The organism is Amycolatopsis sp. cmx-4-83 (genome assembly GCF_046548815.1).
Classification (GTDB): domain Bacteria; phylum Actinomycetota; class Actinomycetes; order Mycobacteriales; family Pseudonocardiaceae; genus Amycolatopsis; species Amycolatopsis pretoriensis_A.
Window position 1 is genome coordinate 162,445 of record NZ_JAEBEF010000002.1, and the last position, 18,105, is coordinate 180,549.

23 protein-coding genes and 1 tRNA gene are annotated in these 18,105 nt (G+C 70.1%); 15 read left to right on the forward strand and 9 right to left on the reverse strand.

Annotated elements, in window-relative coordinates; genetic code table 11:
* The first annotated feature begins 64 nt into the window (after nucleotides 1-64).
* The 4 genes from ACLJQM_RS05755 (at nucleotide 65) to ACLJQM_RS05770 (ending at nucleotide 1,358) form a co-directional block, all read left to right on the forward strand.
* Nucleotides 65-547 (forward strand): tRNA adenosine deaminase-associated protein, encoded by a 483-nt coding sequence (locus ACLJQM_RS05755; protein WP_247017043.1) that lies wholly within the window; start codon nucleotides 65-67, stop codon nucleotides 545-547.
* A 23-nt stretch (nucleotides 548-570) separates the two neighbouring features.
* Complete coding sequence (locus tag ACLJQM_RS05760; protein WP_247017045.1) at nucleotides 571-999, forward strand: nucleoside deaminase; 429 nt, start codon at nucleotides 571-573, stop codon at nucleotides 997-999.
* 22 nt (nucleotides 1,000-1,021) lie between these two features.
* A complete protein-coding gene (locus ACLJQM_RS05765) occupies nucleotides 1,022-1,237 on the forward strand; it encodes a CsbD family protein (protein WP_360779632.1) in 216 nt (71 codons plus the stop codon).
* Between the two features lie 33 nt (nucleotides 1,238-1,270).
* Nucleotides 1,271-1,358: transfer RNA gene (locus tag ACLJQM_RS05770), tRNA-Ser, on the forward strand.
* Between the two features lie 57 nt (nucleotides 1,359-1,415).
* Here the strand turns inward: ACLJQM_RS05770 and ACLJQM_RS05775 are convergent.
* The gene (locus ACLJQM_RS05775) at nucleotides 1,416-2,243 is read right to left on the reverse strand and encodes a hypothetical protein (protein ID WP_410630380.1); all 828 of its coding nucleotides are present in this window, start codon (nucleotides 2,241-2,243) and stop codon (nucleotides 1,416-1,418) included.
* A gap of 36 nt (nucleotides 2,244-2,279) precedes the next feature.
* Between ACLJQM_RS05775 and ACLJQM_RS05780 the strand changes: the two genes are divergently transcribed.
* Together ACLJQM_RS05780 and ACLJQM_RS05785 are read left to right on the forward strand one after the other, a co-directional pair.
* On the forward strand, nucleotides 2,280-2,636 hold the full coding sequence (locus tag ACLJQM_RS05780; RefSeq protein ID WP_410630381.1) for a hypothetical protein: 357 nt from the start codon (nucleotides 2,280-2,282) through the stop codon (nucleotides 2,634-2,636).
* 57 nt (nucleotides 2,637-2,693) lie between these two features.
* Nucleotides 2,694-3,470, forward strand: a complete 777-nt coding sequence (locus ACLJQM_RS05785; protein ID WP_410630382.1) for an SDR family oxidoreductase — start codon at nucleotides 2,694-2,696, stop codon at nucleotides 3,468-3,470.
* Here ACLJQM_RS05785 and ACLJQM_RS05790 read toward each other — a convergent pair.
* Nucleotides 3,463-4,041, reverse strand: coding sequence for a hypothetical protein (locus tag ACLJQM_RS05790; RefSeq protein WP_410630383.1), 579 nt, complete (start codon nucleotides 4,039-4,041; stop codon nucleotides 3,463-3,465). The genes ACLJQM_RS05785 and ACLJQM_RS05790 overlap by 8 nt on opposite strands.
* The gene (locus ACLJQM_RS05795) at nucleotides 4,038-4,400 is read right to left on the reverse strand and encodes a hypothetical protein (RefSeq protein ID WP_410630384.1); all 363 of its coding nucleotides are present in this window, start codon (nucleotides 4,398-4,400) and stop codon (nucleotides 4,038-4,040) included. Before ACLJQM_RS05795 ends, ACLJQM_RS05790 begins: the two co-directional genes overlap by 4 nt.
* Before the next feature lie 107 nt (nucleotides 4,401-4,507).
* Here ACLJQM_RS05795 and ACLJQM_RS05800 point away from each other — a divergent pair, with 107 nt between their 5' ends.
* From ACLJQM_RS05800 to ACLJQM_RS05810, 3 genes are read left to right on the forward strand one after another with little or no spacing between them, the layout of a single operon-like run.
* Entirely contained in the window at nucleotides 4,508-4,675 is a 168-nt protein-coding gene (locus tag ACLJQM_RS05800) for a hypothetical protein (protein ID WP_247017063.1), read from the forward strand.
* Nucleotides 4,676-4,722: 47 nt separating this feature from the next.
* The gene (locus ACLJQM_RS05805; RefSeq protein WP_410630385.1) at nucleotides 4,723-5,643 is read left to right on the forward strand and encodes a TauD/TfdA dioxygenase family protein; all 921 of its coding nucleotides are present in this window, start codon (nucleotides 4,723-4,725) and stop codon (nucleotides 5,641-5,643) included.
* Between the two features lie 16 nt (nucleotides 5,644-5,659).
* Nucleotides 5,660-6,106 carry a limonene-1,2-epoxide hydrolase family protein gene (locus ACLJQM_RS05810; protein WP_360779648.1) on the forward strand — a complete coding sequence of 149 codons (447 nt, stop codon included), beginning with the start codon at nucleotides 5,660-5,662 and terminating at the stop codon, nucleotides 6,104-6,106.
* A gap of 293 nt (nucleotides 6,107-6,399) precedes the next feature.
* Here the strand turns inward: ACLJQM_RS05810 and ACLJQM_RS05815 are convergent, their stop codons facing one another.
* Entirely contained in the window at nucleotides 6,400-7,353 is a 954-nt protein-coding gene (locus ACLJQM_RS05815) for a CapA family protein (RefSeq protein WP_410630386.1), read from the reverse strand.
* A 126-nt stretch (nucleotides 7,354-7,479) separates the two neighbouring features.
* On the opposite strand from ACLJQM_RS05815, the gene ACLJQM_RS05820 reads away from it, so the two are divergent.
* From ACLJQM_RS05820 to ACLJQM_RS05845, 6 genes are all read left to right on the forward strand, one after another.
* On the forward strand, nucleotides 7,480-9,948 hold the full coding sequence (locus ACLJQM_RS05820; protein ID WP_410630387.1) for an endonuclease/exonuclease/phosphatase family protein: 2,469 nt from the start codon (nucleotides 7,480-7,482) through the stop codon (nucleotides 9,946-9,948).
* A 136-nt stretch (nucleotides 9,949-10,084) separates the two neighbouring features.
* Nucleotides 10,085-10,498: a hypothetical protein gene (locus ACLJQM_RS05825; RefSeq protein ID WP_410630388.1), complete on the forward strand. Its 414-nt coding sequence runs from the start codon at nucleotides 10,085-10,087 to the stop codon at nucleotides 10,496-10,498.
* Complete coding sequence (locus ACLJQM_RS05830; protein ID WP_410630389.1) at nucleotides 10,495-11,688, forward strand: WXG100 family type VII secretion target; 1,194 nt, start codon at nucleotides 10,495-10,497, stop codon at nucleotides 11,686-11,688. Before ACLJQM_RS05825 ends, ACLJQM_RS05830 begins: the two co-directional genes overlap by 4 nt.
* The gene (locus tag ACLJQM_RS05835; RefSeq protein ID WP_410630390.1) at nucleotides 11,688-12,266 is read left to right on the forward strand and encodes a hypothetical protein; all 579 of its coding nucleotides are present in this window, start codon (nucleotides 11,688-11,690) and stop codon (nucleotides 12,264-12,266) included. Before ACLJQM_RS05830 ends, ACLJQM_RS05835 begins: the two co-directional genes overlap by 1 nt.
* Nucleotides 12,263-12,583, forward strand: coding sequence for a hypothetical protein (locus ACLJQM_RS05840; RefSeq protein WP_410630391.1), 321 nt, complete (start codon nucleotides 12,263-12,265; stop codon nucleotides 12,581-12,583). Before ACLJQM_RS05835 ends, ACLJQM_RS05840 begins: the two co-directional genes overlap by 4 nt.
* The gene (locus ACLJQM_RS05845; RefSeq protein ID WP_410630392.1) at nucleotides 12,565-12,846 is read left to right on the forward strand and encodes a YbaB/EbfC family DNA-binding protein; all 282 of its coding nucleotides are present in this window, start codon (nucleotides 12,565-12,567) and stop codon (nucleotides 12,844-12,846) included. Before ACLJQM_RS05840 ends, ACLJQM_RS05845 begins: the two co-directional genes overlap by 19 nt.
* Here the strand turns inward: ACLJQM_RS05845 and ACLJQM_RS05850 are convergent.
* From ACLJQM_RS05850 to ACLJQM_RS05870, 5 genes are all read right to left on the reverse strand, one after another.
* The gene (locus ACLJQM_RS05850) at nucleotides 12,843-13,253 is read right to left on the reverse strand and encodes a hypothetical protein (protein WP_247017083.1); all 411 of its coding nucleotides are present in this window, start codon (nucleotides 13,251-13,253) and stop codon (nucleotides 12,843-12,845) included. The two genes, ACLJQM_RS05845 and ACLJQM_RS05850, sit on opposite strands and share 4 nt — an antisense overlap.
* A complete protein-coding gene (locus ACLJQM_RS05855) occupies nucleotides 13,250-15,979 on the reverse strand; it encodes an FtsK/SpoIIIE domain-containing protein (protein WP_360779670.1) in 2,730 nt (909 codons plus the stop codon). The genes ACLJQM_RS05850 and ACLJQM_RS05855 overlap by 4 nt, the downstream gene beginning before the upstream one ends.
* 33 nt (nucleotides 15,980-16,012) lie before the next feature.
* Entirely contained in the window at nucleotides 16,013-16,258 is a 246-nt protein-coding gene (locus ACLJQM_RS05860; RefSeq protein WP_247017087.1) for a hypothetical protein, read from the reverse strand.
* Between the two features lie 4 nt (nucleotides 16,259-16,262).
* The gene (locus tag ACLJQM_RS05865) at nucleotides 16,263-16,523 is read right to left on the reverse strand and encodes a hypothetical protein (RefSeq protein WP_003056176.1); all 261 of its coding nucleotides are present in this window, start codon (nucleotides 16,521-16,523) and stop codon (nucleotides 16,263-16,265) included.
* An 805-nt stretch (nucleotides 16,524-17,328) separates the two neighbouring features.
* Nucleotides 17,329-18,033 (reverse strand): class I SAM-dependent methyltransferase, encoded by a 705-nt coding sequence (locus ACLJQM_RS05870; protein WP_410630393.1) that lies wholly within the window; start codon nucleotides 18,031-18,033, stop codon nucleotides 17,329-17,331.
* Nucleotides 18,034-18,105 lie beyond the last annotated feature (72 nt).

Consider the following 18,105-nt stretch of genomic DNA (forward strand, 5'->3'; position numbering starts at 1 on the left):
CCCCATGCGGCGCTTCGGGCGCACCGTGCGTGCGTTCGGTCGGGCAGCGGAATACGGTGTGCGCATGGCGGTGGAAGAGCCGGTCACGGGGTTCGCGGTGGCCGTGGTCCGGGAAGACGGTCGGTGGCGGTGCAGCGCGCTCGACCCGGGGGCCCTGACCGAACTGGACGCGGCGATCACTGAACTGGGCAAACTACGTTCCACCGGTGCGGCCTTCGGGCTGCTGGCGGTCGATGACGAGTTCTTCGTGATCGTCCGGCCGAGCCCGCGTGGACCGTCGTTGCTGCTTTCGGACGCGGCGGCGGCATTGGACTACGACATCGCGGCGGACGTCCTCGACGTCCTGCGCGTCGATCCACCGGACGAGGAGGACGACTCCGTCTGGCCCGAGGGTGACCTGGGGGTGTTGGCGGACCTCGGGCTGCCGGGGCCGGAACTGGAGGTCATCGTCGGCGAGGTCGACCTCTACCCGGACGAGCAGCTGCAGATGGTCGCGCAGCGCTGCGGGTTCGGCAGCGAGTTCGCCAAGCTCCTGGACGAGCTCTGAGACGCCCGTCCGACACCGAGGCCGTGGAGGCGGCGCTGGAGGCCGCGCGCGCCCCCGGCGCGGACGTCCCGATCGGGGCGGTCGTGTTCGGCCCCGACGGCCTCCCGTTGGCGGCGGCCCGCAACGCGCGCACGGAGCTCGGCGACCCGACGGCCCACGCGGAGATCCTGGCCCTGCGCGCGGCGGCCGGCGTGGTGGGCGACGGCTGGCGCCTGGAGGGTTGCACCCTGGCGGTGACGCTGGAGCCGTGCACGATGTGCGCGGGCGCCCTGGTGCTGGCGCGCATCTCCCGGCTGGTGTTCGGCGCGTGGGAGCCCAAGACCGGCGCGGTGGGCTCGCTGTGGGACGTCGTCCGTGACCGACGTCTCAACCACCGCCCGGAAGTCCACGGCGGCGTGCTGGTCGACGAGTGCGCGGGTCTGCTGGAGACGTACTTCGCGATGCGGCGCTGACGTTTCTGGGTACTCAGGTTCCATGACGGTGAAGCACAAGATCCAGCAGGCGGTCGGCAGCGCACGTCAGAAGTTCGGCTCGGCGACGGGCAACCGCAGGCTCCAGGCCCAGGGCATGGCCCAACGCCGCGGCGCCCAGGCCCGCGAGGCGGCCCACGACCTGCGCGCGCGAGCCCGCGGCGCGCTCCGGGAAGCCCAGGTCAGGTGGCGTGCGGGCAACCCGGGCGACCCCTCGTGAGCCGAGGCCGGACCCTCCGGTATTGTTCTCGGCGGTGGCGTGTCCGAGCGGCCGAAGGAGCACGACTCGAAATCGTGTGACGGCTAATCCCCGTCCGTGGGTTCAAATCCCACCGCCACCGCTCTCATCCGGACCCCCGGTCAGCCCAGCTGGCCGGGGGTTTCGGTATCGGCAGGGATCAGGGGATCCAGTCGATGGGACGTCCGGCTTCGGTGCCGAGGTCCGCGACTTTCTCGGGCGAGCTGCCCCCGGCCGTGGACACCGTGTAGAGGGCCGGCGTCCCGGTTACCGAAGAGACGAATGCCACCTCGGTACCGTCCGGATTCGCGACCACATCACTGACCGGCTGCCTGGTTCGCGGGAGCAGGGCGGTCTGGACGATCCTCCTGCGATCGGCGCTGATCGTCATCTTGAAGATCTGGGTGCGATCGGTGGGCAGGCAGAGGAACGTGCTGGAGGTCATGAACCACTTCGGCCAGCAGGTTTCCGCGCCGGCCGAGAGTTCGACAAGAGGTGTCGAATTGTCGACTTTACCCTCGTCGCCGACTCGGTAGTTGATCGAGTAGTCGACTTCTGTCTTCCCATCCAGAGAGTAGATGTTGTACGCGCCTGTCCCCAAACCGATCGGCAGCTTTCCGTCCGGGGTGAAGTAGAAGATTTCCGCGTGCTGGTTTCCGCTTTCGGTGCCTTGGGACGACGCGGGAGATTCGATCTTCGAACTGCCTGACCCGAGATCGGGATCGACCGATCCCGTGCCCGCTGGGCTTGTGAACCAAATCCTTCCGGTGGCCGGGTTGAAGACCGGAACGTTCTGATTCGGCGGATCCGTGTAGCCGGACGACGACGGCGTCAGGTTGGTGAAGATGCCGGTCATGTCGTTGTTCACATAACCGATGTGCACGCCGCCTTCGGGCATGCCGATGGTGGACGCGGCCATGCGGGTGAAGTCCCGGTTGAACTGCTGGCGAAGCACCTGGCCGGTCGGAATCGAGGCGAGGCAGTCCATGGCGGCGGAGTCCCGGCGGTCAAGGTGAAATGCCGGGTGGTCTGGACTGAGTTCACCGGGTTGATACTGGTCAACGTCTCCGACGAGCCCCCGGTGCAGGTCGCCAGCACGATACCCCTGAAGTCCGGCTTGGAAGCGGTGGCGGTCGGCGGGCTCGAGGTGATCGGTGCGGTTTCGCTTGGCTCGGTGTTCGTCAGGGAATTGTTGCCGCAGCCCGCTGTCAGTAGCACCACTGCCGTGAACGAAGCAGTTGCGCGTACCCAAAGCGAGCTGTGGGGAAGCTCGCGATTTCCGCAGTTCTCATGCACCCGTGCCTCCTCGCTGTGCGTGCTGGGTCGCCGGCCAAGTCGAGATCGTTACAGCGTTGCTGAAAACACGGGAGCTGAAGCTTGACTTGAAGGGAACTTGAAGTGTGACCGTGGTCGGAACAAGCTGACCAAGGAGCACTTCATGAAGGTTCTCGTCACCGGAGCCACCGGTCACTCCGGGCGGCACGTCGTCGCCGGGCTGACCCGCGCCGACGTTCGTGTCCTCGTCCGCGACCCCACCAAGGCGCCGAAAGGCGTCGACGTCGTCGTAGGCGACGTCAGGGACCCCGGCGAAGCCGCCGACAACGTTGACGCCGTCTACCTCCTCTGGCCCTTCTTCTCCGCCGAAGGCATCGAACAAGCCGTAAAACCCTTCAAGGGCAAGAAAATCGTCTACCTCTCCGCCATGTCCGCGGAAGACGGCGGTGTCTGGGGAGACGTCGAGGCCGCCATCCGAGCCGTCACCGACGACTGGACCTTCCTCCGCGTCACCGGCCTCGCCACCAACACCCTCGGCTGGGCGCAGCAGGCCCGAAGCGGCGTCGTAAAAGGCCCGTACGGTCAAGCCAAACGCTCACTCGTCCACGAACGCGACGTCGCCGACATGGCCGTCAAAGCCCTCACCGAAGACCACCGCCGGCAGATCTACCTCGTCACCGGCCCGGAAGCCCTGAGCCAGGCGGACCAGGCCAAGATCATCGGTGAGGCACTGAAAACACCAGTCCGATGGGAAGAACAACCGGAAGAACAAGCGAAAACGCAGCTGGCTCAACAACTCGGCGAGGAATTCGCAACAGCGGCACTGGCCCACTGGGCATCACTCGTCGACGATCCGGAACCCGTCTCGCTCGACGTCGCCACCGTGACCGGGCATCCCGCGCGGCCCTTCGAAGAATGGGCTCGCGAACACTTCAGCTGAGCTGGACAGCGGGAGTCGTCAACGGCTCCAGTTCCTCCGCCAGCGAAGACAGCGACGCCACCTTCGCGGAAACCGTCCGCAGCACCGCCGTGCACGCGGTGCTGACGTCGCTCACCACCTCGGCCGAGCGGTCGCCCGTCAGCACCGCGTGCACTGAGGGCGAGACGGCCGTGGCGATCGACGAAACCTCCGACGCCGCCGACTCCGCCAGTTCGTCCAAGCGGGACGCGATCCGGGCGCCCAGTGCGGCCGTCTCGGCGGCCGCGCGGGCGGCGGCGCCGTACTGACCGTCCACTGTGTCCGCCCACGTGCCGAACGTCTCGGCGCTGCCGCCGGTTTCCGCGCGGTCGACGCCGGCGCGGAACTCCTCCTGTGCCGCGGTCACCACCAGCGAACCCTCGTCGACCGTCGACGCCGACGTGCGGATCGCGGCCGGGGCGCAGTCCAGGTGGCGCAGGGCCGCGACCGGGTCCGGGACGCCGATGCGGCCCGCCGCCAGCCGTAGCGAGGACAGCGCTGACGCCGCCGCCGTCAGGGCCGGGTGTTCGAAGACCTCGGTGAGGGAGGTCACGGGGCCACCGCGATCCGCCCCCGGAAGCCGGTGCTCCGGGTACTCTCCGCTGCCATGCGCAGGCGGCCGGCCAGGTCGGACGTCGCGTCGCCGAGGACGCGGGCGTCGGCCTCGCGCGCGGCCAGCGCGGCCGCCCAGCGGGCCGCCAGCTCGCGGGCCTGGGGCGAAATGCCGAACGGCGTCGAGTCGACGCGGGCTTCGGCGAACCGGCCCGCCGCCTTGTCGTCGGCGGCCGTGGCCTGGTCCAGCCGGTCGGCCGCCTCGCGCAGCCGGTCCGGCCGCTTCGGGGTGAAGGCCCCGGTCACGGAGCGGAGCTCCAGGGTCTCACTGCCGATCCGCGAGCCTCTGCCTTCCGGCATGGGGACCTCCGTCGTCAAGGGCGCTCACCCGATCGTGGAAGATCTTGCCTCATGCGCCCGCGCGGCCCGCATCGCGGTGACCTGCGCCGTTCGGCACGTTCCAACAAGTGGACGTCTTGACCGCGGGGCGGGACGGCGCGGACCATGAGGACATGCCCGCCACCTCGGAACGCAAGACCGTCCGGTGGCCCGACCGCGCCTCGAAGCGGTCGATCGGAGAGGGCGTCGCGGAGCTCCTGCTGCGCCGCGGCCGCCTGGGCTCGCCTCCGGCCTGACGCGAGCCCGGCGTCCGAACACTCCCGAAAACCCTTGGAGCACAACCATGTCCGTAGACATCCCTGCCCGGATTCAGCTGCGCGAGGCCGTCACGCCCGACGGCGGCATCGTCGAAGGCCCGCGCGTCCTGCACCGCGTCGAAAGCGAACCGTGCGAACTCTTCCGGATCCGGCCGCTGGGCCGGGTGATCGGCGCGGAGATCGACGGCGTCGACCTGCGCGAGCCGGTCACCCCCGAGCTGCGCGAGGAGCTCAACCGCGCCCTGCTCGAGTGGAAGGTGCTCTTCTTCCGCGACCAGGACATCACGTCGGCGCAGCAGCGCGCGTTCGCCGCGAACTGGGGCGAGCTGGAGACCAACCCGTTCATCCCGAAGGGCGACGACGACGCCGTCACGCGCTTCGAGCGCACCGCGGCCATGCCCGGTTACGAGAACATCTGGCACGTCGACGTCACCTGGCGGCCCAGCCCGGCGCTCGGCTCGGTGCTGCGGCTGATCGAGGTGCCGCCGGTCGGCGGGGACACGCTGTGGGCCGACATGGCCGCCGCCTACGACAACCTGCCCGCGGACGTCCGCGCCCGCATCGACGGGCTCACCGCCGTCCACGACTACCTCCCGGGCTTCGACCGGTTCTCCGATCCGGCGCTCCTCGCGCGCTGGCAGGACGAGTTCCCGCCGGTCGAGCACCCGGTGGTCCGGACGCACCCGGAGACCGGGCGGCGCACGCTGTTCGTCAACCAGGCGTTCACCACGCACATCGTCGGCATGGACCGCGACGAGAGCGACCGGCTGCTGCGGTACCTGTTCCTGCAGGCCCACACGCCCGAGTTCCAGGTGCGGTTCAGCTGGCGGCCGAACTCGGTGGCGTTCTGGGACAACCGCGCCACGCAGCACTACGCGGTCAACGACTACCACCCGCACGTCCGGATCGCGGAGCGCGTCGCCATCGCGGGCGACCGGCCGTTCTGACCCTTAGCCTGAGGTCATGACCGATGAACCCCAGGCCGTGGTGACCGGTTTCCTCAAGGCCCTGGAAGACCTCGACATCGACCGCGCGCTGACGTTCGCGGCGAGCGACATCGTGTACCAGAACGTGCCGTTGCCGCCCGCTCGCGGCGTCGCGGCGGTCGAGAAGCAGCTGAGGCTGCTGGCCCGGTTCGGCTCCGGGTTCGAGGCGCGGACGCACCACATCGCCGCGGACGGCAACGTCGTGCTCACCGAACGCACCGACGTGCTGCGCCGCGGCGCGTGGGAAGCGGAGTTCTGGGTGTGCGGCACGTTCGAAGTCGAAGGCGGCCGGATCGTGCTGTGGCGCGACTACTTCGACTGGACGACGGTGCTGGCCGCGAGCGCGAAAGGAGCCGGACGGGTCGCGTTGGCCGGCGCTCGCACGCTCCTCGGCCGCTACAAGGCGAGGCAGGCGGTGCGCTAGACCCGGTGCTCGCCGCGGTCGTGGTCCCGAAGGTCCACGACCGCGGCTATCCCCAGCACCAGCACGAACACGCAGCTGAGAACAACCAGCCCCCACATGATCGTTCTCCCTCCCCCACGTTTCCGTGCCGATCGCGAGCTGTCGGGGAGTGGTCTTTGCCACTTTTCCGGCGGCTCACGCAGACCGTACCGCCGCTTCACGCAGGTTGTTCCGGCCCTTGAGCTTCATTTAAGGCAGATGCGCCGGATGGGTGACAGCTGTGCGCCGCGCTATTACAGACCGCGCGCGATCCGTTACGCACCAACACCCAATCCGGACACCGAGGCGATTCCATCCCGGACGGACACCTTGGTCGAACGCAACGCCGAGACGTCCGCGAAGTACCGCAGCACCTTGCCGGCGTCGTCCCCGGAAAGCGGTTCGCACTCGTTGTCCGCGTTCCGCCGGACCGGGATGAGCTCGAGCCGCGCTTCTTCGCCGAACATGCAGCCGGCCAGCAGCCCGTTGACGTGCCGCCCGCGCATCGCCGGCCAGTCGAAGACGAGGTTGCCGAGGCTGTAGAGGATCGGCCGGCCGCGGTGGACCTCGACGGCCTGGATGGTGTGCGGTCCGTGGCCCACGACCAGGTCGGCGCCGGCGTCGACGGCGGCGCGCCCGTACGCGACCTGGTACTCGGTCAGCTCGGGCCCCGGCAGGCCCCAGTGCATCGAGACGACGACGTGGGCACTGTCCGCTTTGGCCCGTTCGACGTCGGCGACGAGCCGCTCCAGGTGCTCGGGCACCGGCGTCGTGCGGACGAGCGGCGGGCGGCCCGGGATCTCGGCAACGCGTGGATCGGGCTGGTAGGCCGTGGTCGCAAACGCTTGCGCGCACCCCGGGAAGTCCGGCAGCGCGCTTTGCCCGCGGGAGCGGAGCGAGGTGTACGCGAGGAACGCGACCTTCTCGCCCGGCCGGTCGAGCACCGCGGGCGCGTGCGCGGCGTCGATGTTCGCGCCGGCGCCGCAGTGCGCGATCCCGGCTCGGTCGAGGACCGGGAGGCTCGCCATCGCGGTGAGGTCGTTGGCGCACGAGACGACGTCGATACCGGCCGACGTCAGCGCTTCGACGGCCTGCGCGTCGACGGGCCCCTCGAGGTTCACGAACCGGAGGTCCGCGCCCTGGAGCAGCGGGCTCAGCCGCTCGAACGCCGTCGCCGGGGTGGCCCGGCCCTGGATGTTGACGTCTCCGCCGAGTACCAGCGTGATCACGAAACCTGCTCTGCCGAACGAGTGACGACGAAAGTAGTTGTTACGAATCGTTGCATCTTTGTCTTCCTCCTCCTCACTTGCCCGGGGGACTATGCCACGACTGTTCAAGCACAAAGGGGACTCAGGGTGACCAAGACCCACAGATCCAAGGCCGCCTTCACGGTGGCCGTCGCGTCGGGCCTGGTGCTCGGCGGCGTGGCCGCGCCGGCCGCGCTCGCCACACCCAGCGCGGACGCGGTCATCGCCGAGGTCTACGGCGGTGGTGGCAACTCCGGCGCCACGTTGACCAACGACTTCGTCGAGCTCGCCAACCGCGGTGCGGCGGCCACGAGCGTCGACGGCTTCAGCGTCCAGTACCTGCCCGCTTCGGCCAGCCCGTCGAGCACGTGGCAGGTCACGCCGCTGACCGGCAGCGTCGCCCCGGGCGGGCGCTACCTCGTGGCCGAGGGCAAGGGCACCGGCGGCACCGTCGCGCTGCCCACACCGGACGCGACCGGCACGATCGCGATGTCCGCGACCGCGGGCACGATCGCCCTCGTCTCCGGCACCACCGCGCTGACCTGCAAGACCGCCGCGGACTGCGCGGCCGACGCCCGGGTCAAGGACGTCGTCGGCTTCGGCGCGGCGACCGTGCGCGAAGGCAACCCGACGGCGGCGCCGGCCAACTCGACGTCCGTCGCGCGCGGCGCATCCCTCGTGGACACCGACGACAACGCCGCCGACTTCACCGTCGGCGACCCGTCCCCGACGAACACCAAGGGCGAAACGACCGGTGGCGGCAACCCGGGCGAACCGGGCACCCCCGCCAAGATCCACGACATCCAGGGCACCACGCGCCTTTCGCCGCTCAAGGACCAGAAGGTCAGCGGCGTCACCGGCGTGGTCACCGCGACCCGGGCGTTCGGTTCGTCGCGCGGTTTCTGGCTCACCGACCCGAACCCGGACACCGACCCGCGCACCAGCGAGGGCCTGTTCGTCTTCACCGGTTCGACCAGCCCGGCCGTCGCGGTCGGCGACGCGGTCACCGCGACCGGCACCGTCCGCGAGTTCTACCCGGACGCGCCGGCGACGTCGAACTACCAGTCGCTCACCGAGCTGGGCAGTGCACAGTGGACGGTCGACTCGCACGGGAACGCCCTGCCGGCACCGACCGTGCTGAACCCGGACACCGTGCCGACGGCGTACGCGCCGTCGCCCGGCGGGAACATCGAGCCGCTTCCACTGGAGCCGGCGAAGTACGCGCTCGACTTCTGGGAGTCGCACGAGAGCGAGGTCGTTTCGGTCAGCGACGCCCGCGTCGTCGGCCCGTCGAACTCCTTCAACGAGCTGTACGTGACGTCCAAGCCGGACCAGCACCGGTCCGTCCGCGGCGGCAGCGTCTACCTGGGCTACGACCAGCTCAACAGCGGCGTCCTGAAGGTGTCGTCGCTGATCCCGTTCGACCAGCGGCCGTTCCCGAAGCTCAACGTCGGCGACGTGCTGACCGGCACGACGTCGGGTCCCGTCGAGTACAGCAACTTCGGCGGCTACACGCTGTTCGCCAGTGTGCTCGGGACCGAAAAGGACAACGGGCTGCAGGGCGAGACCACGCGCAAGCAGCGGACGGGCGAGCTCGCGGTCGCGACGTACAACGTCGAGAACCTGGCCCCGGGTGACCCGCAGGCGAAGTACGACCGGCTCGGCGAGGCGATCGTGACGCACCTGGCGACGCCGGACATCGTGAACCTGGAAGAGATCCAGGACAACACGGGCGCGACCGACGACGGCACCGTCGCGGCGGACCAGACGCTCCAGAAGTTCACCGACGCCATCGTCGCCAAGGGCGGCCCACGCTACCAGTGGCGCTCGATCGACCCGGTGAACGACCAGGACGGCGGCCAGCCGGGCGGCAACATCCGCGTGGCGTTCCTGTTCAACCCGGCGCGCGTGTCCTTTGTGGACCGTCCGGGTGGGACGCCGACGACCGCGGTGGGCGTCGTCCGCGAGCACGGGAAAACGCACCTCACGGCGTCGCCGGGCCGCGTCGACCCGGCGAACGAAGCCTGGACGACCAGCCGCAAGCCGCTGGCGGGCGAGTTCGTCTTCAAGGGCCGCACGGTCTTCGTCATCGCCAACCACTTCAACTCCAAGGGCGGCGACCAGCCGACGCACGGCCGTTTCCAGCCGCCGGTGCGCAGTTCCGAGGTGCAGCGCGCGAAGCAGGCGACGGTGCTGCGCGGGTTCGTCGATTCGTTGCTGGCGGCCGATCGCAGCGCGAACATCGTGGTGGCGGGCGACCTGAACGACTACCCGTTCTCGCCGGCGGTCCAGACGCTCACCGCCGGTGGCGCGCTGAAGGACCTGATCGCTTCGGTGCCGGAAGCCGAGCGGTACAGCTACGTGTTCGAGGGCCAGTCGCAGGTGCTGGACCACATCCTGGCGTCGAAGGCACCGCGCGGGGTGGACTACGACGTCGTCCACATCAACGCGGAGTTCGCCGACCAGGCCAGCGACCACGACCCGCAGGTGATCCGGTTCCGGCCGGGCGCGGGCAACGCGGTCCTGGACGCGCTGAACGACCTGCTCGACTACCTGGATCAGATCTTCGCCAAGTAGTTCTCCTTGCAGGAGGCCACCTTCGGGCGCATCGCCCGGAGGTGGCCTTTTGTGTTTTGACACCTTCGGGTGACGAGGAAACCGCATCGCGCGCGCTGCCGTCTTTACTGGTGACGGGACCACAGGGGAGGGTGGCGTGGACGGGTACGCGGTGAAGGTGGGTGAGCTGGGCAGGCTCATCGACGATCTCGGCACGGTGGCGGGGCGGATGGCAGACGCGAACCGGAAGCTCGGGGGCGGTGGGGCGTTCGGGTCGTTGGGGACGGCCGAACTGGGCGAGGCGGGGATCGAGTTCGAGGACGCTTGGGGGTTCGGCATCGGGCGGCTCGGGGAGGCGGCTTCGGGGGTCACCGAGCGGCTGGAGCGGGCGAAGGAGCGGTACGAGCGGATCGAAGCCGAGTTCGGCGGCGAGCTGGGGAGGTTCGGCTCGGCGGTGCTCGGGGGCGGTGTGCCGGAGATCGGCGACTCGGAGCCTCCGGGCGGCGAAGGTCCGCCCGGTGGCGGCGCGACCGGCGGCATCACCGACCTCCTGAACGGCCTCGGCCGGTGAGCGCCCGCGACTTCCCGGCCCTGGGCTTCGACCCGGCGCCGGGTGACCTCGACGGCGTCACCGACCTGGCGGCCAAGTACCGGGCGGTGAGCACCGACCTGACCGAGGCTGACGACTCGCTCCGTCGGATCGTCCGCAAGCAGGGCGTCTGGCAGGGTGCGGCGAGCGAGGCGTTCGTCCGGCGTCTGGGCCCGCTGCCGCAGTACCTCGAGGGCGCGGCTCGCTCGATGGGCGAGGCGGCCGACGCGCTGGAAGAGTGGGCGCGGCACCTCGGTGACCTGCAGAAACGCGCGTCGGACCTGGAGGCCCGCGCGGAGGCGGCGGCCCGGGCGGCGGAGCAGGCACGCGCGAACCCGGACCTGGCGCTGGCGAACCGGACGTTCCCGGACGAGCCGTCGCTGCGGATCGCGCAGCGGCTCTTGGACAACGCGGGTCAGCAGCTCCAGACGGCGATCGACGGCTGCCAGAACGTCCAGGACGCCGCGAAGCGACTCCAGCAAGAGCACACGGAGGCGGCGGCCCGGGTCGCGGCGGCGCTGCGGACGGCGAAGGAGCTCGCGCCGGACGAGCCGGACGTGCTCGACAAGCTGAGCGACGCGGTCGGCGGGGCACTTGTCGACTTGTCGAACACCCTCGCCGACGGGGCGGAGCAGGCGTGGGACTTCGTCCAGGACCACGCTGAGCTGCTGTCGAAGCTCTCGGACGTGACCGGGGATGTGGGCAACATTCTCGGTGTGGCCAGCGACTTCGTGCCCGATCCCGCGGGCGTGATCGTGGGCGCGGTGGCCGCGGGCTTCGGCGTCGCGGCGCTGGAAGGCCATTCGCTGGCGAAGGTCGCCGGTGCCGACGTGGCTCCCGAAACCCTCACGTTCGACGCTCTCGGTGCCGTCACGTCCATCGCCGGACTGGTGGTGCCGGACTCGGCGGCCAAGGTGGTCACGTTCGGGGGATGGGGCCTGGTCGGCGAACAGGTTGGCGGTGAGCTCGCCGCCGATGCCATGGGCAAGGGGTTCGAAGGCCCGATCGGCGACTTCATCAACTACTGGAAGCCGAAGGACGCGAACCAGCTGGCCGTGGTCGGGCTTTCACCGGCGGGCTTGGCGTACTGGAACGCCGCCCACGCCGGGCTCGAGGCCGACAACGCACCGGATCGTCGCCGTGCGCGGGCGGAAGACGAGGTGTGGAACTGATGCCGCTGGAAATCGACCTGCCGCCCGGGTTCGCCGGGATGCCGGTGGGCATCGACGACAAGATGAACCGCGGCCACGCCTGGACCATCGCCGGAAACCTGGCGGACGGCGCCGGAACCACGGTCGAGGAGTTCGGCAGCTACCTCATGGCTCTCGTACCGGCCATGCAGGCCAATGGCATCCGCGTGTTCGGCAAGTTCGCGGTCGGCCGGCGCAAGGGTGACGTCGCGACCCTGACGTTGGGCGTCGTCCAGTGGCCCGAGCCGGCGCCCGGCAGCCCCGATGCGCTGGTGGCGGCGATGGCCGAGCAGTACCGGAGCCGCCACAAGTACGCGGTGGTGCAGCCGGTGCGCCTGCCGATCGGGCCGGCGATCGTCGCGTTCAGCGGGGGCGAGTTCCGCTTTCCCGAAGCGGACGTGCGCACCCAGACCAAGGCCGAGTACCAGATCCCGCTGCCGGACGGCCGGTCCGTGGTGATCCTTTCGGTGGTCGCGGAGTCCGAGGACGCCTGGCCCGCCGTGGCCGAAGCCACGGCAAAGGTCGCTTGGAGCCTCCGTAGCGGCGAGGTGGGGCGATGACCGAGCTGGCCGCGCCGCTGCTCGCCCTGCTGATCGTGTTCTTGTGCGGTGGCCTCATGGCCCTCGTCCTGACGATCACGATCGTCCGGGTCACGCGGGGCCGGCGGCCTCGCGAACAACAGATCGCGGAGCTGGCCGCGCGCCTCGACGGCCGGGAGCGGGTGACCATCCGGATGGTCGAGCTGGGGTTGAGCAGGCCGGACTTGTACGGGGTCGCGAACAGCAAGGGCTACGGCCTGATCGAGCACCACTTCGGGAAGTACTACGAGTTCGTCTACGCGCCGCACCAGGGGAGGCCATGGACAACGCGCAACTGATCGAGGAAATGCGGTGGCAGCTCAGGCAGATCGAAGACCGCAGGGCCGACAACCAGCGCCTCCTGAGCGCCGTCGCGCCGGAGCGGTGCGTCACCGTCGCCGTCGGGCCGGACGGAGTAGTCAGCGAAGTGCGGCTGGCACCCGAAGCCATGCGGCTGGACGCCGCCACGCTCAGCCGGGCCATCACCGCTGCCATTCGCGGGGCAACCATCGGGAAACCCGTGGAGGACGACGAGCCCTACGACACCGTCTTCGACGTCTAGGCCGGCGGGGGCTGCTCTCCCCGCTGCTTCGACGCCGCCCGCTTGGCGCGCCAGCCCAACGCCAGTACCGCCTGCACCAGCTCCTGGTAGCTCGGCTTGACCTCCTCGAGGTACCGCTCCAGGTACGCCGCCCGTGCGGTCGTGACCGGACGTGGTTCGTCGCCCGGGTCGAGCCACATCAGGCCCTGGATGTTGTGCAGGGCCATCTTCCACCAGCGGGTCGCGCGTTCGGCCGCGCGGTTCTCGCGCTCGGTGGCCACCTCGATGGCCGTCCGGGCTTCCTCGATCTCCGCGGTCAGGGCCGCTTCGCGGGCGAGTTCCCACTCGCGCAGGTTCTCCGCCGAGCCCCGGGAGAGGGCGATGATCTCCTTGTACCGCATGGCCGCGGTGGCGCCGTCGTCGGTCATTGGGCGTTCTCCGGACGCTGGAACGGGATGATCACTTCGGGGGCGCCGTGGGTCGTGCGGTCGAAGAACAACGCGCGGCCCGGGCGCGGTGACCAGTGCACCACCTGGCCCGCCGCGAACGGGGACAGCTCGTTGCCCTGGACGTCGAGAGCCGCCCACGTGCCGATGTCGTCGGTGCCGCCGAAGCCCAGCGTGTCCTTGAGCCGGGCGATGCTGCGCCACCAGCCGATCGTGTGGATGCCGTGGCCGGGGCCCTGCTTCAGGATCACGCGAAGGTGGTCCAGCCCGCTCTTCAGCTGGCCGACCGCCTTCGTCTCCAGTGCCGGCAGCGCCGCGTCCACCCCGTACAGGAGCAGCACCTTCGCGCCGCCGGAGATCGAGCCCGTCATCGATTCCAGGACGCCGGTCAGGTCGTCCACCAGCGAAGCCGCGTGGCCGTCTTCGCGCAGTCGCTCGGTCAGCTCCCACGCGGCCGGGGCGCACGCCTCGATCGGGCAGCTCAGCACGAACTCGACCTCGCCGTTTTCGTACTGCCGGGACAGCGAACGCGCGGAAGAGTCCATGATGGACAGTGCCTCCGCGGTGGCCGAGCCGAGCACCGCGACGTTGCGGCCCGGCGCGCGCGGCAGGTCCACGCCGCACGCCGTTTCGGTCACGTCGATCGACTGGCCGAGCAGGGCGCGCGGCTTCGAGTTCGGCTTGAGGTCCAGGTACGCCGGGAACTGTTCCAGGATCGGCTGGTGCGCGCCGTCGAACAGGCGGGGGCGCGGGAAGTGGCCCGCGTACTGCTCCCACAACCGGTGCTGGAGCCGCACGAACACGTTCTTGCTGCTCGCGTCCGGCACGTGGGCCAGCTGGTTGCCGTGTGCGACGCCGGAGTCGTGGTTGATCACCGCGTGCCACTTCGGCGCCGACACCGCCGCGTTGTTCGTCTCGGCCAGCACGCGCCGCGCCTTCGGCATCGCGATCCGCAGCGTGCACTGCTCGAACACCGCCGGCTTGCCCCAGAACGCCTCGATGCCCGCGACGTCCTGGCTGGCCAGCACCAGGTGGATGCCCTGCGATCGCCCGCGTCGCGCGATGTCCTCCAGCAGCTGCGTGGCCGTCGCCGTCACCTGGTCGCGGCCCGCGAACAGGTACTGGAACTCGTCGATCACCGCGACGATCCGCGGCCAGTGCCCGCCGGGGTCGGCTTCGCGGAGGTCGGCGAGGTTCGTGACCTCGTGCTCCTTCGCGGCCGCGGACCGGCGGCGCAGTTCGTCGGCCAGGAAGCGCAGCAGCGCCAGGCCGAACTCGCGGTCGGTGTTGACGTTGACGCCGACGAGCCGCGCGTGCGGCAGCCAGCTCGCGTCCTTGCGCCCCGGCGCCAGCCCGGCGAACGAGACGCCTTCCTTGAAGTCCAGCAGGTACAGCGCCAGCTCGTCCGGGGTGTACCGCGCGGCCATGCCGCCGAGCAGCGCGTACAGGAAGTTGGTCTTGCCCGAACCGGACGGGCCGCCGATCAGGACGTGCGGGCTCGCGTCGCCGATCACGACCTCGACCGGCTCGCCTTCGAAGAACCCGACCGGGGCACGGAGTTCTCGCGCGGAGGTCTCGTGGCCCAGCTCCGCCGGCAGCAGGTCGTCGAACGAACGCGGGCCGCCCTGCTTGGCGATCAGCGCCTTCGCGATCTTGTCGATGGCGCGGATGACCTGCCCGGACGGCATCGGCGGATCGAGGTCGACGAGGAGGTCGGTGCCGGTCATGCTGCTGATCGCATGGCGGTCGTCGGTGAGGCTCAGCGTCTCGACCGGCGCGCTCACGGCGGTCGGCACGTCGACCATGATCAGGCAGATCCCGGCGGCCAGCGCGCCGCTCGCGACGCGCTTGAGGTCGCGCGCGCGTTCGGGTTCGAGGGTTTCGCCGTTGCCGTACAGCACGACGATCCGGAACGGCTCGCCCCGCTGCTCCGTCTTCTGCCGCATCTCCCGCAACGACGTGTACCCGGCGGACATGCTGTTGGCGTGGATCCGGCGGATGTGGCCGGCCAGCTCGTCGAGGAGGTCCTCGAGGCGCCCGGGGTCGTACAGCGAAAGCGCGCTGGTGTGGCTGAGCGGGTAGAGGTCGGGCAGGATCGCGGTCAGCTGCCCGATGTCCCACAGGTGCACGCGCACCGAGCCGGGCTCGAACGTCGAGAGCACGCGGACCAGCAGGTTCTGCACGATCCCGTCGATCGCCGGCCGCGTCTTGGGCGCCGACGAGATCGCCAGGTGCGACTCGTCGAGCAACGGGACGGCGACGTCGAAGGTGCGAGTCGGGTCGTTGCCGGCGGCCGTGGCCGAACCGACGCGCCACAGCCCCGGCGACGTCAGGCCGGGGTTGTGCCCGACGGTGCCGAGCCAGTCGCCCGGCGGCAGGCCGGCCGCACCGGGTGCGTTGTGGGCGACCAGGTCCCGCAGCGTCGCGGGCCCCTGGCTCCAGTCGGTGTAGAAAGCGCTTCGCACACTGCCGAGCGCGCCGAACACTTCGTGCGCGGCGGGGTGGCGGGACCATTCGTTCTGCTGCTCGGCGCCGGCGTGGTTCATGCCGACGTGGACGATGTCCCGTTCCAGTTCGAGCTTGGCGAGGTCGGCTTCGGCGGCTTGACGCGCCCCGGCCGCCGCGCCCAGCACCAACCCGATCTGATGGCGGACCCGGTCGAGTGCGGTTTCGACGCGGTTGCGTTGCTCGGCTGACTTGTTGGCCATCTGCGTCCCCAAGAAAAAGTGTCCCTAGCAGGATTACAGGCGCGACCGGTATCCGCTCACCAGGTCTTCGGCAGCGGCCAGGCGGACGAGGAGCTGATCCAGCCCCTCGCCCGCCTGGGCGTACTGCGAAGGGAGCCAGGGATCGGCCTTGGCCTGGGCGTCCACGAGCGCCTGCCGGGCTTCCCCGAGCAGGCTCGTGGCCCGCTCGGAGTGGGCGCGCGCATCGGCGAGCCCAGCCACGACCGAGGTCAGCAGCTGGTGGAGTTCGGCGAGCGTCATCCGGCTAGAGACGCGCCGAGTAGGAGTCAGCTGAGGAAATGCTTGCTTGGACGGTGCTCTGCAGACCGTTGATGCCTTGCAGGGCTTCCGCCAGCAGTCCGTGCGCCTGGCTCACTTCGTGCTGGCTGCTGCCCTGCGTCGCTTGTGCGAGCGACTGCTGGGCTTCTTCGAGAGACTGCGCTGCCTGTTGCAGAGCGGCGATGCTCGCGGACGCCTTTTCGTTGGCGAGCGCGATGCCAGCGCGGATCTCTTCGACTCCGGCCATCGGGCCTCTACTCCTCGAAAATCTCTGGTGAAGTGCGGGACGGTTCCATTGAAACAGATCCAACGACTCAGCGTGATCATCTGACTTTGCCGAGTGATCGCGGGTCCGGAATCAGCAAGGCCCCGGACGTGGGACGTCCGGGGCCGGGCCGATCACGGTCTGTGCGGGGGTCGTCCCGGCACCAGTACCGCGCACTGAAGTCGCTGGCCAGCGCCACCCCAGGTCAGAGCGGTTTTCGTACCACTGCTGGCCTTTCTCGACAGGGGGCGGGCGAGGTGGGGCTGAGACTAGCGCGAGCGGAGTAACCCGTTTCGCCCAGCCCTGCCCGTGACTCCACGTGCCCGAGCGGAAAAGCGCAGCACCGAAGAGGTTTCACATTTCGGGCGCCGAAAATCTCCGGTGAGCAGCGTTGACGGCGCGTGGATCGCCGTGGTCGGGCCGTTCGGGCTCAAGTGGAACGGCCCGAAGTCGACGTGAACGCCGAGTAGCCCGACCGCCAAGAGGACGGAAGCGGCGTAGCGCGGTCCGGCTCCCGGTTGGGGGTCGGGGCGGGCTGCGTGGTCATGACTGGTTCACCCTTCTCACTCGTTCGGTAATCCCGTCGGTCGAGCTGTGCGAGATGGAGGTCGGCGCCGTTGAGCTGAAACGGATCCAACTACCCAGCGTGATCATTCGACTTTGCCGAGTGGTCGGGGTCGGGAATCAGCAACGCCCCGGACGTGGGACGTCCGGGGCCGGGTCGATCACGGGTCTGCCTTATGGCTGTCCTAGCGGTGAGCACTGCGCCTTGACGCCGATCGGAGAGTTACCTGTCGCGCAGCTGGAAATCCCAGACGAGCAGTGCCGGCACGTCCCGCGCCGCCGCGCGGGCCGCGTCCGGCACCAGGGCGGCGAGGCTCCACGGCCAGAGCTCCCACGGGCCCGGCTCGGTCGTCGCGGGGGCCGGGTCCTTCGCCGGCAGGCGAGGTTCTTCGCACCGAAGCGGGGTGAACCCGGCCGCGAGTGCGGCGCGCAGGTAGTCGCCGACGAGGTGGCGGTGCGAGGCGAGGCGGCCGGGCCGGCCGTCGGGGCCGCGCAGCGACGGGATCGAGCCGCGGGCGACGGACTCGGGGTGGACGTCGCACAGGATGGCGTGCCCGTCCGGCCGCAGGACGCGGGCGAACTCCGCGAGCACGGGACCGAGGCCGGCGACGTGGGTCAGCGCGAGGCCGCAGGTGACGAGATCGACCGAGGCGTCGTCGACGGGAAGATCGGTGAGGTCGCCGAGCCGGAAGTCGGCGCCGGGCACCCGTTCCCGGGCACGCGCGAGCATGCCGGGCGAACTGTCCACGCCGATCACCCGATGCCCGCGCGCGGCGAGGATGGTCGAGTAGCGCCCGGTTCCGCAGGCTGCGTCGAGGGCGTCGCCGGGGTGGCCCGCGGGTTCTTCGAGCCACGGCTCGCCGAGGAGGCGGCGGACTTCGGCGAGGCGGGCTTCCGTGAAGGCGCGGTCGAACTCGCCGGACGTCAAGGGTGCGGATCCGGGGCAGGCTACCGGTTTTCGGGGCGCGGGGGCGGAAACGACGAAACGCCGGGCGCGCGG